Below are 14325 nucleotides of genomic sequence, written 5' to 3'. Positions count from 1 at the left end.
GACTCGGCCTGACTGGAGGCCGGTATGAGGAGCGCGCTTCACGAGCAATTCCGCGCCCTGGGTGAGCGCTACCGCGCCGAGCGCGCGAAGGAGGGCCGCAAGCGGCGCAAGGGCACGGCCGCGGCCCCGGGGTTCGACCGCGCGGCGTTCCCGTGGCTCGGCGAGGCGGGCATGTTCCGCGCGGCGCTGGAACCTTCCCTGGGAGGCGAGGGGCTGTCCGGCGCGGTGCATGCGCTGGCGGGCTTCGCGGCGGGCTCGGGGGACCTCGGGCTGGCCACCTCGCTGCTCTCGCACCTCGTCTGCGTGCGGCTGCTGGCCCGGGCCGGGACGGAGGCCCAGCGCGCCCGCTACCTGCCTCGCCTGCTGTCGGGCGAATGGGTGGGCGCGGTGGCCAACACCGAGCCGCGCGCGGGCACGGACATCCTCGCCCTGCGCGCGCGGGTGGAGCCCACGCCCGAGGGCCTGCGGCTGGACGCGCGCAAGTGCAGCATCACCAACGCGGGGCCCGCGGACCTGGCCATCGTCTCGGCGCGGCTGGCCGGCGTGGCTCCCTCGCACGCGGTGAACCTCTTCCTGCTGGAGACGGCCCGGCCGGGCGTGCACCTGCGCCCGGTGACGGACCTCACGGGCCTGGCCACCTCCGCCACCGGCAACCTCATCGCCCGGAAGGTGACGCTGCCCGCGGACGCGCGGCTCGGCGAGCCGGGGGATGGCGTGCGCCTGTTCCGCATCACCTTCACCGAGGAGCGGCTGCTCACCGGGGTGCTGTACCTCGCGGCGGTGCGCCGCTGCCTGGAGCGCGGGCTGGCGCATGCACAGTCGCGCCGCACCTTCGGCGAGCCCCTGGGGCGCCACCAGTACATTCAGGAGCGGCTGGTGCGCATGCGCGTGGCCGAGGAGACGCTGGAGGCGCTGCTGGACTCGGCGCTCGGCGCGCTCGCCCGGGGCGAGGACGTCTTCGGCACCCTGTCCATCATCAAGCTGCACGGCGTGGAGGCGGCGGTGGACGCGGCCCAGGGCCTCATCCGCGTGCTGGGGGGCAAGGGCCTGCGCAAGAGCGAGGGCGCCGAGGGGATGCTGCGCGACTTGCTGTGCCTCTCCGTCTTCGGCGGCACCGTGGAGCTGCACAAGGTGGTGCTCTACAACGAGACGGTGAAGGCGCGCGGGAGGGTCCGGCCCGCCCCGGGCGTGTACGAGGCGCTCGAGGTGCACGACGCCGGAGCCCTGCCGCCCGCGCTGGAGGCGGAGCTGTGCGCGCTGGTGGCCCGCTGCTTCCCGGGCGAGTCCTCGGTGCAGGGCCGCTACTACTACGACACGCGGCCGGACCTGGTGGTGACGGTGCGGCGGGGTGGAGCGCTCGCGGGCTTCCGCACCGTCGCCTTCCGCGAGGTGATGCTGGGCGGCCGCATGGTGAAGGTGGCGGGCCTGGGCATCGCCGTGGCGCCCGAGTACCAGCGGCAGGGACTCGGCACGCTCCTCACCCAGCGTGTGCTGGCGCTGCTCGCCGGGCACGGCGTGGAGCTCGCCCTCGCCTTCCTCATCGGCCGCAACGCGGAGAAGCTGCTGCGCGCCTGCGGCTTCTCCCGCCTCGCCGCCCCGGTGACGTACCTCGCCCGCGACGACGGCCGGCTCGTCACCGAGTCCATGCCCGCCTATGGCCACGCCCTCGGCGGCTCCGCCCTGCTGGAGGAGATTGAGGCCCGCGGCGGGCTGCACCTCGGCGTCGGCACCTGGTGAGCCCGAGCCGGTTTGCATCACAAACTGGTTGTTGACACCGAGCGGGCAGGCGCGTTACCTCTTGGTTTGTAACGCAAACCCGTCTGCCCCGCCGAGGGGGAGGCTGTCATGTCCGAGCAACTGCTGCAGCGCATCCAGTTCGTGACGACGTATTACCCCTGGCTGCAGGGCCTGCGCTTCGTGCCCTTCGGGGTGGTGCAGCTCGCCTTCGCGGCGTGGCTGGCCCTGCCGCAGCCCGAGGGCGTGGACGCGAAGGCGCGGCTCGCGCTGGGGCTGCTCACCCTGTTGGGCGGGCAGCTGCTGGCCACGGGGCTCTACGCCTGGGTGGGGCGCTACTACCGCCAGCGCTTCGGCGAGGTGCAGCTGACGGCCACCACGCGCCAGCGCATGCAGCGGGCCCTCGTCGTGTCGCTGGGGGTGGGGCTCCTCGTGGGGCTGCTCACGGCGCTGATCCGCGGCTCCGGGCTGACACCGGCCGGCGAGGTTCCGCTGTCCTGGTTCCTCGTCGTCTCGGCGCTGGGCATGGTGTGGTACTGGCACTGGAGCGGCCGGGTGGCGCGCCACTACCTCGGCGTGGCCGCGGGCTTCGCGCTCCTGGCGGTGCTGCACGCGGTGGAGGCCAACCCGGTGTACGCGCTGCTGCGGACGCTGCCCTTCACCTCGGACACGCGGGGCGCGGCGGTGACGCTGGCGGGCACGTGGGGCGTGGCCGTGCTGGTGATGGGGGTGATGGATCATCGCCTGCTGGTGCGCACGCTGGGGCACGCGCCCGAGCCGGAGACCGAGGAGGTGCCGGGATGAAAGCGCCCTTCGAGGAGCTGGCGGCGTTGGACCGGCTCGTCCACGAGCCCGCGCGGCTGGCGCTGCTCACCGCGCTGACGTCGTGCGAGAGCGCGGACTTCCTGTACCTGCAGCGGCTCACCGGCCTGTCCAAGGGCAACCTGTCCAGCCACCTGTCGAAGCTGGAGGAGGCGGGGCTGGTGACGGTGGAGAAGCAGTTCAAGGGCAAGACGCCGCTGACGCGCATCGCGGTGACGCGGCCGGGGCGCGAGGCGGTGGAGCGGCACTGGCAGCAGCTGGAGCAGTTGCGCAGCAAGGCCCGGCGCTGGGTGCCGCAGGGCACGGACTGAGCACGGTCACATCGCGGGCAGGCCCCTGCGAATTCCTTCCCCGTCTACGGGAACGTCACCTTGGGAAAGGTGATGGTGCGTCCTGCCTCGTCCCACAGCGTCAGCGTCAACTCGCCGCGAGCCTGCGCGTAGGACGCATCCACCTCCACGATGACCGGTTTGGGCTTCTCGGACGCAACGGGCTCGTCCTGCCGGAACTTCAGCCCCTTCATCTCCACGCCCCGTGCGTCCACCAGCGAGCCTCCAGCCACCCGCCACGGCTCTGGCCCGGAGTTCCTCAGCCACACCTCCGCCGCCACGCTCGTGTTTCCACGGTAGCTGTTCCCACTCACCCAGGAGAGGCCCCCTTCCTGCGGCCCGATCAATTCCACCTTGAGCATCTGGGCGTGGACGCCATTGCTCCCCATCGTCCCGCTGGCGATGAGGCTCCGCAGTCCCCCCGACTGGTCGAGCAGGGCCTGGGTTCTCGCCAGTGCTTCGCGCAGTTGCGCCGTCCTGGCACGCTCCTGCAGCAACTCCTGCCGGAGCGACTCCCGGGTGCGCTCGTCGCGCGACACCTCCACATGGTGCGTCGCCTGCCCCGAATGGCCCACCAGCATCAACGTGGTGCCACTCGAGGCCGGTTCTCCCCCGAAGCGCACCGTGAGCCGCAGCCGTTCTCCCGCGCTCATCTCGGGCGGCGGCATCAGCGTGAGCAGCTGGGGGTTACGGACCACCGCCTCGAAGTGCACCTCGTCCTGCAGATCCACGAGCGCGGGAGCGTCGAAACGCAGGCTCGTCGTGAGCCCGGGGCTGACGCAGATCTCCCGGTCCGCGGCGGTGGGTTCGAGTGCCAGTTCGATGCGCTGAACGTCTTCGCAGCGGGCCCCCGGTGGGGGCTCCATGACGGCGGCGCCTCGAAGAGACAGGAGTGCCAGGAGGGACCAGGGGGGGGATACGAGCACGGGAAACGGCCTCCAGCGCGAGGAGCTAGCGGAAGCTGAGCACGGACATGATGCGCGGATCCCACCAGATGCGAGCTTCCTTCGCCGTGCTCCCCGGTTCCATCTCCCAGCCAACGCCGGAGGAAGACACCCACTCCAGACAGATGGGCACGGTCTCCCCTCCGGGCAGGAGGGCCTCGGTGAACCGGCCGTAGACACGCCCCGTCCCGAAGATGGCCTGGCCCCTGAAGCGGGTGGGCGCCGGCAGCTGTCCCCAGTCGGCCACCATCTCGACGGTGACCTCGCCCTCGCGGATGACGGCGATACGGGTCCTCTCGAAGGCCGGAAAGACGGTGAAGTGCCTGCCTCCCACGGGAATCTGGAAGCGCTCGCGGGTGGCGTCGGCGCCGGGCGGGCACTCGGCGGGCTCGGGAGGCGGACGCTGCTGCGGACCGCCCGCGCAAGCGGAGCCAGCGAGGCAGCCGGCGGCAAGCAGGGAACGGGTTTTCTGGGATGTCGTCATCGCGGGTTCCTCGCTTCGCGCCGTCGCACGGGCGACGGGCGCGGGAGTGGGTGACGCCTCAGGTGCCGTGCCGGAATCCACGTCTCCCGTGGGCTGGGGAGACGCCATTTCCCGGCGGGGGACAGCCTGCGGCGAAGGGCCAGGGGTGGTTGACCCAGTTCGTTGAAGGGCTTGCGCGGCCTCCGCGGCGGGCACCTCTGCCCCGGGAGCACGCCGCCCGGAGGCAGACAGGAAGACGCCCACCAGCACGGCGGCGCCGAGCCCGAGCCCGGCGGCCCACGGCCACCTCCGCGCCACCGGAGCCGGTGCGGCGTGCGTCTCCAGCCGGCCCCCGGGAAACAGCGGCACGCGCCAGGCGTCATCCGCCAGGGCCGCCGCGGCCTCCAGGGCCTCCTCGAGCGCCACGGCATCCGCGTAACGCGCCTCGGGGGCCTTCTCCAGCATGCGCAGGCACAGCGCGCCGAGCGCCGGGGGCACGCGCGGGTTGAGCGCCTGCGGAGCCGGGGGCGTCTCCTCGAGGATGACGCGCACCAGGGCCGGGTCCTTCCTGTCGCCGAAGGGCAGCTCGCGCGTGAGGAGCCAGTAGAGCGCGACGCCCAGCGCCCACAGGTCGTCCGCCGGGCCGAAGGGGTACGGCTCACCCTCCCACTGCCGGGCGAAGCGCAGGGCCTCGGGGCTGCGGTACTCCGGGGTGCCGGGCGGCAGCTGCATCGTCAGGCGCCGGGCGCCCTCGTACGCGGCCGCGCCGAAGTCCACCAGCACCGGCTGGGCGTCCGCCTGGCGCATGAGGATGTTGGCTTCCTTCACGTCCCGGTGCACCACGCCCGCGGCATGCACGTCGGCCAGGGTGCCCGCCAGGGGCAGCAGCACACGCCGCACCAGCTCGAGCGCGGACGGGTTCTCCTCCCGGACCCAGACGTCCAGCGGGCGGCCCTCCACCAGCTCCAGGGCCAGGACGAGGAAGCGGGGCGCCTCGTCAGGCCAGAGGCCGTAGCCGAGGAAGCCGACGACGTTGGGGAACTGGGCGCGGCGCAGCGCATCCACCTCGCGCTCGCCGCGCGGGCCCATGCGCACCAGCTTCACGGCGAAGGAGCGCCCGTCCCGCGAGGCCTTGAAGACGGTGCCGAAGCTGCCGGTGGCGATCTTCCCCTCGAGGGTGAAGCCCGCCACGCGCTCGCCCGGCGCCAGCTCCAGCAGGGGCCACCCGCCCGCGCCACCCATCTCGTCGTGCATCCACCGCACCTCCGGCGCGGAGGTTACCCGGCCGGTGGGTGGAGGCCCCGGATGTACGGGGTAGGGCCTGTTTCACAGGACGTGAGCGGGCTCACTCCACTTCGATGGCGGTGACGGCGAGCCCCGTCTGCCCGAGCTGCTCGCCATCGGCGCTGCCGCAGACGGGGCAGCGCGGCCGGTGGTGCTCGGGGGCGTAGGTGCGGCCGCACGTGCGGCAGCGCACCTCCACGTGGATGAGGTTAAGGAGGAGCCGGGCCCCCTCGGCGCGCGTGCCCCGCGCCTGGGTGGCGAACTGGGAGGACAGGTGCTCGGGAGACAGGGACTCCGTCTCCGCCACCCAGCCGCGCACCACGCGGATGCGCGAGGCCCGGTGGAAGACGGCCTGTTGGAGGACGGTCTCGAGCACCTGGCGGGCGAGCGCGGACTCGTACATGGCGACACTCTCGGGGCGGAGGGCCTGGAGCCTCCGGGGGGAAGGACTCGGGGGTGTACCGTGCCAGCATACGCGCCCGCCCCGAGCACCCCCGAGTGGGGGCCTCCAGGCCCGTCATCCGGCCAACGCTTGCGCCGCTCCCATCCAGCAGCGGACGGCGGAGTCGGCCCCGTGGGAGGGGGCGTGTGACGACGTATTGATGCACCCGCGGGCGGACGAGCGCATATGTTCCCCCGCATCCGCCGTTCCGGAGGGCGACATGGACGAGCAGGGCGTGCACATCGAGACCCATCCCCGCGAGGGAGATCCGCTGCTACGGGCGGGCAGGCCGGACCCCTGCATCATGGTCCTCTTCGGGGCCACGGGAGACCTGGCGCAGCGCAAGCTCTTCCCGGCGCTCTTCGAGCTGGCGCGGCAGGGGCAGCTGCCGGACCAGTTCGCGGTGGTGGCCTTCAGCCGCTCGGAGCACAACCTGGAGCAGTTCCGCGCCCAGGTGAAGGAGGGCCTGAAGAAGTTCGCGCGCACGCAGCCGCTGGACGAGGCCACGTGGGAGCGGCTGGCCTCCAGGCTGGAGATGATGACGGGGGCCTACGACGACCCGGAGTCCTACGTGCGCCTGCGCGAGCACCTGGAGCGCATCTCCGAGCGCTTCGGCACGCAGGGCAACCAGCTCTACTACCTGGCCACGCCGGCCTCCACCTTCCCCGCGCTGCTCGAGGGCCTGTCCGGCTCCGGGCTGCTGTACCGGGAGGATCCGGAGGTGAAGCGGCCCTGGCGGCGGCTCGTCATCGAGAAGCCGTTTGGCAGGGACCTGACGACGGCGAAGGAGCTCAACCGGGCGCTGGCGGCGGTGCTGGACGAGAAGCAGATCTTCCGCATCGACCACTACCTGGGGAAGGAGACGGTGCAGAACATCCTCGTCTTCCGCTTCGCCAACGCCATCTTCGAGCCGCTGTGGAACCGGCAGCACATCGACCACGTGGAGATAACAGCGGCGGAGAAGATTGGAGTGGAGGGACGGGGGCGCTTCTACGACGAGACGGGCGTCATCCGGGACATGGTGCAGAACCACCTGTTGCAGGTGCTGGCGCTGTGCGCGATGGAGCCGCCGGTGTCGTTCGCCTCGGAGGACATCCGGGACGAGAAGAACAAGGTGTTCCGGGCGCTGCGTCCCATGGTGGGCCGGGAGGTGGAGAAGTACGTGGTGCAGGGGCAGTACCGGGGCTACCAGGAGGAGAACGGGGTGGGCAAGGAGTCGAAGACGCCCACCTACGTGGCGATGAAGACGTACATCGACACGTGGCGGTGGCAGGGGGTGCCCTTCTACGTGCGCGCGGGCAAGAGCCTGAGCAAGCGGGTGACGGAGGTGTCCATCCACTACAAGTCCGTGCCGCACTGCCTCTTCAACACGAGCGACACGTGCCAGCGGCTGCAGCCCAACGTGCTGACGCTGCGCATCCAGCCGCGCGAGGGCATTGCGCTGAGCTTCGAGTCGAAGGTGCCGGGCGAGGACATCAACATCGCCGGGGTGACGATGGACTTCGACTACGCCAACAGCTTCCACAAGCCGGTGCCGGAGGCGTACGAGCGGCTGATGCTGGACTGCATGAGGGGCAACACGACGCTCTTCGCGCGGCAGGACAGCGTGGAGCAGGCGTGGGGCTGGGTGACGCCCATCCTCGAGTCGCTGGACTCGGGGAAGGGAGGAGCGCTGCACGCGTACGAGCCGGGGAGTGAGGGGCCGGACGCGGCGGAGGCGCTGCTGTCGCGGGATGGGCGGCGCTGGAAGGAGCTGAAGGGATGAGGCCGGTGCCCATCGTGGTGGAGAAGGAGGAGCTGGCGCGAGCGGGCGCTGACTGGGTGGCGAGGCAGCTGGTGGAGGCGGTGGCGGGAGGGCAGCGGGCGAGCCTGGCGCTGTCGGGCGGGAGCACGCCGGGGCCGGTGTACCGGGAGCTGGCGAAGCGGGACGTGCCGTGGGCGCTGGTGGACTTCTACTTCGTGGACGAGCGCTTCGTGCCGCCGGACCACCCGGAGAGCAACTACCTGTTGGCGGAGGAGGCGCTCTTCAAGCCGCTGGGGGTGGGGCCGCATCAAATCTTCCGGATGCAGGGAGAGCGGGCGGACCGGGAGCAGGCGGCGAGGGACTACGCGAAGCAGCTGCCGCCGGTGCTGGACGTGGTGGTGCTGGGGATGGGCGAGGACGGACACACGGCGTCGCTCTTCCCGGGGCACGCGGCGTTGCAGGAGCAGGAGCGGCGGGTGCTGGCGGTGGTGGGGCCCAAGCCGCCGCCGTGGAGGATGACGCTGACGCTACCGGTGTTGCGCTCGGCGAGGAAGGTGCTGGGGCTGGTGAGCGGGGCGGGCAAGCGGGACATGGTGCGCCGGGTGCTGGCGGGCGAGGATCTGCCGGCGGCGAAGGTGGAGCACACGCAGTGGATGATGGACCGGAGCGCGGCGGGCCAGGACACGGAGCTGACAGGAGCCAACGCAATGACCACAGCACAGGGGCAGCAAGGGCGCGCGCAGTTCGGGGTAGCGGGGATGGGGGTGATGGGGCAGAGCCTCGCGCTGAACGTGGCGGACCACGGCTACCGGGTGGCGGTGTGGGACCGGCACCCGGAGCGCTTCGACGAGCTGCGCACGAAGGGCGCGCCCGAGAGCCTGAAGGGGCACGCGCGGCTGGAGGACTTCGTGGCGGCGCTGGAGCGGCCGCGGCGCATCATGCTGATGGTGACGGCGGGAGCGGCGGTGGACTCGATGATGGAGAAGCTGGAGCCGCTGCTGCAGCCGGGGGACGTGGTGCTGGACTGTGGCAACTCCTGGTTCCACGACACGCGCAAGCGCGAGGAGGCGTGGAAGCAGAAGGGGCTACACTTCATGGGGGTGGGGGTATCGGGCGGAGAGGAGGGAGCGCGGTACGGCCCGTCGATCATGCCGGGAGGGCCGGCGGAGGCGTACGCGCAGGTGCGCCCGGTGCTGGAGGCGATTGCCGCGAAGAGCGAGGCGGGGATGTGCGTCACGCACGTGGGCCCGGATGGCGCGGGGCACTTCGTGAAGATGGTGCACAACGGCATCGAGTACGCGGACATGCAGCTGCTGGCGGAGACGTACGACCTGCTGCGCCGGGGGCTCGGGCTGCCGGCGGAGCAGCTGGCGGACCTGTTCTCCAAGTGGAACGAGGGAATCGCCGAGTCCTTCCTGCTGGAGACCACCATCAAGGTGCTGCGCAAGAAGGACGCGGAGACGGGCAAGCCGCTGGTGGACCAGGTGTTGGACAAGGCGGGGCAGAAGGGGACGGGGAAGTGGACGGTGCAGGTGTCCTTGGACCTGGGGGTGCCGGTGCCGTCGATCGCGGGGGCGCTGGACGCGCGCAACCTGTCCTCGATGAAGGACGAGCGCGTGGCGGCGAGCCGCGTGCTGCGCGGGCCTCAGGGTGAGCAGTTGTCAGCGGAGGAGAAGACGAACCTGGCGGCGTGGGTGCATGACGCGCTGTACGCGGCGAGGGTGGTGACGTACGCGCAGGGGATGAGGCTGATCCAGGCGGCGTCGAACGAGTACAAGTGGAACGTGTCGCTGGCGGAGATGGCGCGCATCTGGCGGGCGGGGTGCATCATCCGGGCGAAGCTGCTGACGCCGCTGCGGGAGGCGTTCGAGAAGAAGCCGGACCTGCCGAACCTGATGTTGGCGGACAGCCTGGCGCCGGTGCTGGAGAAGATGGCGCCGGCGTGGAGGAGGACGGTGGGGGTGGCGGCGCGGCTGGGGGTGCCGGTGCCGGTGTTCAGCGCGAGCCTGGCCTACTACGACAGCTACCGGAGCGCGGAGCTGCCGCAGAACCTCACGCAGGCGCAGCGAGACGCCTTCGGCGCACACACCTACCAGCGCCGGGACAAGCCCGAGGCGGGCTTCGTCCACTCGGACTGGAGCTGAAGCAAGCCCCCGTCGCCCCACTCCCCCACTCCCCCACTCCGCCCAGATCCCCAACTCCCCCCACTCCGCCCAACTCCCCTCTCCCTCTGGGAGAGGGACGGGGTGAGGGTATCCGGGCCCCGGGTTGAGCCCCATGAACTCGGGAGCCGCTCACGCCATGGAGCGAATCGCAGCGAGCGCCTTCTCCACCTCATCCGGGGTGTTCTGGATGCCGAAGGCCACGCGCGCAAAAGGCACCGCATAGGGCGTGGTCGAGGCCAGAATCCTGTTCTTCTCCGCGAGCCGCTGGACGACCTGCTGGGGCCCCATCCCCTTCACGTCGAAGCAGACCATGCCCGAGGAGAGCTCGGCCGAGCGCGGCGTGTACAGGGTGACGTGAGGCATCTTCGCCAGACCCTCGCGCATCTGCGCATTCAACTCGTGGATGCGCCCGGTGATGCGTTGGGGGCCGATGGCCCGATGGAACTCGAAGGCGGCGGGGACGGCCCAGTAGTGCTCGAAGGCCTGGAAGCCGCCGGGGGAGAACCAGGTGGCGCGGGCGGGCATGTCGGGCGGCTTCTCACCGGCCCAGGCGAAGAACAGCTCGGCGGACGAGGTGCTCGGCATGAGGGGCCGCATCACGGACCACACCTCGGGACGGGCCCAGACGAAACCGGTGCCGCGCGGACCGAAGATCCACTTGTGCGTCCCCGCCGAGAACGCATCCATCCCCATGGCCACGATGTCCGGCGCCTCCACGCCGAGGCCATGGACCCCATCGACGACGAAGAACACCCGGCGCTCGGGCGGGCGGTCGCGATTGACCACCGCGAGGGCATCGGCGATGCGCCGGAGCGGCAGCTTGAGGCCGCTGCTCGAGTGCACCCACGTCACACCCACCACACGGGTCTCCGGGCGGATGGCCTTGCGCAGACGCTCGACCATCGCATCGGCGGAGATGCTGTCGTACGCGTCGAAGAGCGGAACCTTGCGCCACGTCGAGCCGCTGCGCTCGGCGGCGAGGCGGATGGCCTCGTGGTGCACGAAGTGGTCGTGCGAGGTGGTGAGGATCTCATCCCCCGGCTTCAAAGGCAGGCCCTGGTAGATGACGGCGAGGCCGGTCGTGGTGTTCTGCGTCAGCGCGATGTCATCGGCGCTCCCGCCGATGTACGAGGCGATGGCGTGGCAGACCTTGGTGGGGACGTAGTCCTGGGGCCCGCCGAACACCAGACGCTCCACGGTATGGAGCGGGTTGGCCTCGAGCTGCTGGCGGTAGCTCGCGATGGCCTCGCGCACGGGGCGCGGATGCGAGGCGAGGAAGAACTGACTCAGATGGATGTAGCGCGGGTCCAGGTCGAACTGCCGCCGCACGGCGCTCCAGTCCTTCGAGTCCTTGGCGGCGAATGCGGTGGGAACGGCGCCCGCCCCCGCGGCGAGCGCACTGGTGAGGAGGAAACGGCGGCGGCTCAGCATGCACGCAACTCCTTCCAAAGATTGTCATGCAAAGCCTAACGGCGCGCGTGTGGATTCACCATGCCTCCCAAACACTTCGCCCGGTGTTGCAAGTGTTTGATGCCGCTGGGTCCTCTTTCACGGGGACTCGGTGGATTTCCCGACCCGCCGCCCCCGGCTCCGCAGGCGGCCATCAACACTCCGAGGGGAGGCCTTCCCCGGAAGGCGCACCCGGAGTAGCGGCGAGCATGGAGGCGGGTGGAGGGAGCTGAGGTATCCTCCTTGCCCCCCCACGGAGGCGAGGAAGCAGGACACCCGCCCACCATCTGGAAGACCGATGAAGCTCCTCATCAATGACCGGGAGTACGAGGTTCCCGACGAGAACCCCCACCGCGTGCTGCTCTGGGTGCTACGGGACGAGCTGGGCCTGGTGGGCACCCGCTTCGGCTGCGGTGCCGGCCTCTGCGGTGCGTGCACCGTCCATGTGAATGGCGCGGCCACGCGGGCCTGCCTCACCCCGCTGTCCACGCTGGAAGGCGCGCGCGTCCGCACCGTGGAGGGCCTGTCCAGCCCGGGGCCGGACGGCAAGCCGCAACTGCACCCCGTGCAGCGGGCGTTCCTGGATGTGCAGGTGCCCCAGTGCGGCTGGTGCATGAGCGGGCAGATGATGACGGCGGCCGCCCTGCTGGAGCGCAACCCCAGCCCCACGCCCGACCAGGTGGTGGAGGCCATGGAGCGCAACTACTGCCGCTGTGGCACCTACTGCCGCATCAAGAAGGCCGTGCTCTCGGCGGCCGAGCAGCTTGCCCAGGAGACGAAGCCATGAGCGAGCCGGTGACTCCGAAGAAGTCCTGGCGCCCGACGCGCCGGCAGTTCCTGCTGGGCCTGGGCATCGGCGGCGCGGGGGCCCTGGCCCTGGGCCTGCCCGCCATGCGCCTGGGAGTGGCCCGCGCCTTCGACAAGGGATTCTCGCCGTCCTCGGACGCGTTGGACCCCACCGTCTGGTTCGAGCTCCTACCGGACGACCGCGTGCGCCTGCACCTGCCCAAGGTGGAGATGGGCCAGGGCATCCACACCGCGCTGGGGCAGCTCGCCGCCGAGGAGCTGGAAATCCCCTGGGAGCGACTGGAGGTGGTGCATGCCACCACCGCGCATGGGCCGGTGGACAACCGGGGCACCTCGGGCAGCATGACGGTGGTGGGCCTGTACCAGCCCCTGCGCGAGGCGGCCGCCACGCTCCGCGAGATGCTGCGCACCGAGGCCGCGCGCCAGCTGGGCGTGCCCGCCGCGTCGCTCGTGGCCGCCGGGGGGACGTTGAGCGTGCGCGACCAGCCCGAGCGCACGCTGCGCTACGGCGAGGTGGTGGCGCGGCACACGGGCACGTGGGAGGTGCCCGAGCAGCCGCCCGCGCTCAAGCCGGTGAAGGACTTCCAGGTCATCGGCCAGTCGATGCCGCGCGTGGACCTGGAGGCCAAGCTCACCGGGCAGGGCGTGTATGGCTATGACCAGCGGCTGCCCGGCATGCTGTATGGGGCCACGGCCCGTCCGCCGCGGCTGGGGAGCACGCTGCGCGCCGCCCGCGAGGGCAAGGCCCGCCAGCAGCCGGGCGTGGTGGAGGTGGTGATTGGAAAGGACTTCGCTTCCGTGGCCGCCACGTCCCGCGAGCAGGCCCACGCGGCGCTGGCCCACCTGGAGCTGGAGTGGACCGGGGGCGAGTCCCTGCAGCAGGCGGACGTCGATGCGCTGACGACGGTGAAGGAGGGAGACGGCGTCATCGTCCAGGACGAGGGCGACGTGGCGGAGCACCTGGGGCGCGGCAAGCAGCTGAGCGCCGAGTACCGCACGCCGCTGGCGGCGCACGCGCACCTGGAGCCGCAGGCCGCGCTGGTGGAGGTGAAGCCGGAGCGGGTGCGGGTGTGGATGGCCACCCAGTCGCCCGGGAGCATCCGCAAGCAACTGGCCAAGGCGCTGGAGCGGGAGGAGGAGAGCATCGAGCTCGTCCCCACGTACCTGGGCGGTGGCTTCGGCCGGCGCCTGGACGCCCAGGCCGCCATCGAGGCCGCGCGGCTGTCCCAGGCCACGGGCAAGCCGGTGCACGTGGGGTGGACGCGCGCCGAGGAGTTCCGCCATGGCTTCTTCCGTCCGCCCACGCACCACGTGCTGCGGGCCTCGCTGGAGTCCGGCCGGGTGCAGGCCTTCGAGCACCAGCAGGCCAGCGGCGACGTGCTCTTCTCGCTGATACCCGAGGCGGCGGCGGTGGTGCTGGGAGCGGACCCTGGCTCCTGGCGCGGGGCCACCATCCGCTACGCCCTGCCCCACCGCCGGGTGCGCGCGCAGCGCGTGAAGCTGCCCGTGCCCACCGCCACCTGGCGGGGCCTGGGCCTGCTGGCCAACACCTTCGCGCTGGAGGGCTTCATGGACGAGCTCGCCCACGCGGCGGGGGAGGACCCGCTGGCCTTCCGGCTGAAGCACCTGGGAGAGGACGAGTTGGGGCGCCGCTTCCGCAAGGCGCTGGAGGCCGTGGCGAAGCGCGCGGGCTGGGGCTCGCCGACTCCCGAGGGCCGGGCGCGCGGCATCGCGTGCTCCGTGGACGCGCACACCGTGGTGGCCCAGGTGGCCGAGGTCTCCGTGGAGAGTGGCCGGCCGCGGGTGCACCGCATCACCTGCGCGGTGGACTGCGGGCTCGTCATCAACCCGGACGGCGCCACCGCCCAGGTGGAGGGCGGCATCATGATGGCCCTGAGCTCCACCCTCTCCGAGCGGATCACGCTCAAGGACGGGCAGGTGGAGGAGGAGAACTTCCACGCCTACCCGCTGCTGACGATGCGGGAGGCGCCGGAGATCGACACGCTGCTGATGGGCGAGGGTGACAAGCCGCTGGGCATGGGCGAGCCGCCGCTGGGGCCCGTGGCGGCCGCCGTGGCCAATGCCCTCTTCACCCTCACCGGGAAGCGCTTGCGGACCCTGCCCCTGAAGCTCTAAGGGCGT

At 71.5% G+C, this 14325-nt stretch carries 11 protein-coding genes and 1 pseudogene; 8 read left to right on the top strand and 4 right to left on the bottom strand.

Annotated elements, in window-relative coordinates; genetic code table 11:
* Positions 1-24 precede the first annotated feature (24 nt).
* The 3 genes from NR798_RS06875 to NR798_RS06865 all read left to right on the top strand — a co-directional run bounded on the left by NR798_RS06875 (position 25) and on the right by NR798_RS06865 (position 2867).
* Complete coding sequence (locus NR798_RS06875; RefSeq protein WP_375770619.1) at positions 25-1737, top strand: GNAT family N-acetyltransferase; 1713 nt, start codon at positions 25-27, stop codon at positions 1735-1737.
* Positions 1738-1845: 108 nt separating this feature from the next.
* A complete protein-coding gene (locus NR798_RS06870) occupies positions 1846-2538 on the top strand; it encodes a hypothetical protein (RefSeq protein ID WP_375770618.1) in 693 nt (230 codons plus the stop codon).
* A complete protein-coding gene (locus NR798_RS06865) occupies positions 2535-2867 on the top strand; it encodes a transcriptional regulator (protein ID WP_375770617.1) in 333 nt (110 codons plus the stop codon). Before NR798_RS06870 ends, NR798_RS06865 begins: the two co-directional genes overlap by 4 nt.
* A gap of 44 nt (positions 2868-2911) precedes the next feature.
* Here NR798_RS06865 and NR798_RS06860 read toward each other — a convergent pair whose 3' ends face one another.
* The 3 genes from NR798_RS06860 to NR798_RS06850 form a co-directional block, all read right to left on the bottom strand.
* Positions 2912-3811, bottom strand: a complete 900-nt coding sequence (locus NR798_RS06860) for a DUF2381 family protein (RefSeq protein ID WP_375770616.1) — start codon at positions 3809-3811, stop codon at positions 2912-2914.
* A gap of 25 nt (positions 3812-3836) precedes the next feature.
* Positions 3837-5546 carry a serine/threonine protein kinase gene (locus tag NR798_RS06855; RefSeq protein ID WP_375770615.1) on the bottom strand — a complete coding sequence of 570 codons (1710 nt, stop codon included), beginning with the start codon at positions 5544-5546 and terminating at the stop codon, positions 3837-3839.
* Between the two features lie 91 nt (positions 5547-5637).
* Positions 5638-5979 (bottom strand): hydrogenase maturation nickel metallochaperone HypA, encoded by a 342-nt coding sequence (locus NR798_RS06850; RefSeq protein WP_375770614.1) that lies wholly within the window; start codon positions 5977-5979, stop codon positions 5638-5640.
* 259 nt (positions 5980-6238) lie between these two features.
* On the opposite strand from NR798_RS06850, the gene zwf reads away from it, so the two are divergent.
* From zwf to gndA, 3 genes and pseudogenes are all read left to right on the top strand, one after another.
* Positions 6239-7783 carry a glucose-6-phosphate dehydrogenase gene (zwf, locus tag NR798_RS06845; RefSeq protein ID WP_375770613.1) on the top strand — a complete coding sequence of 515 codons (1545 nt, stop codon included), beginning with the start codon at positions 6239-6241 and terminating at the stop codon, positions 7781-7783.
* Positions 7780-8424, top strand: a pseudogene (gene pgl, locus NR798_RS06840) (6-phosphogluconolactonase); the annotation flags it as partial. The gene zwf and the pseudogene pgl, both read left to right, overlap by 4 nt.
* Positions 8425-8469: 45 nt before the next feature.
* On the top strand, positions 8470-9906 hold the full coding sequence (gene gndA / locus NR798_RS06835) for an NADP-dependent phosphogluconate dehydrogenase (protein WP_375773734.1): 1437 nt from the start codon (positions 8470-8472) through the stop codon (positions 9904-9906).
* Positions 9907-10056: 150 nt separating this feature from the next.
* Here gndA and NR798_RS06830 read toward each other — a convergent pair whose 3' ends face one another.
* A complete protein-coding gene (locus NR798_RS06830) occupies positions 10057-11358 on the bottom strand; it encodes an aminotransferase class V-fold PLP-dependent enzyme (RefSeq protein ID WP_375770612.1) in 1302 nt (433 codons plus the stop codon).
* 316 nt (positions 11359-11674) lie between these two features.
* Between NR798_RS06830 and NR798_RS06825 the strand changes: the two genes are divergently transcribed.
* Positions 11675-12163 carry a (2Fe-2S)-binding protein gene (locus tag NR798_RS06825; protein ID WP_375770611.1) on the top strand — a complete coding sequence of 163 codons (489 nt, stop codon included), beginning with the start codon at positions 11675-11677 and terminating at the stop codon, positions 12161-12163.
* Positions 12160-14319, top strand: coding sequence for a molybdopterin cofactor-binding domain-containing protein (locus NR798_RS06820; RefSeq protein WP_375770610.1), 2160 nt, complete (start codon positions 12160-12162; stop codon positions 14317-14319). Before NR798_RS06825 ends, NR798_RS06820 begins: the two co-directional genes overlap by 4 nt.
* Positions 14320-14325: the final 6 nt, after the last annotated feature.

Source organism: Archangium gephyra, assembly GCF_042230915.1.
Lineage (GTDB): Bacteria > Myxococcota > Myxococcia > Myxococcales > Myxococcaceae > Archangium > Archangium gephyra_B.
The sequence above is the reverse complement of the archived record's forward strand: the minus strand, read 5'-3'. Positions and strand labels throughout refer to the sequence as shown.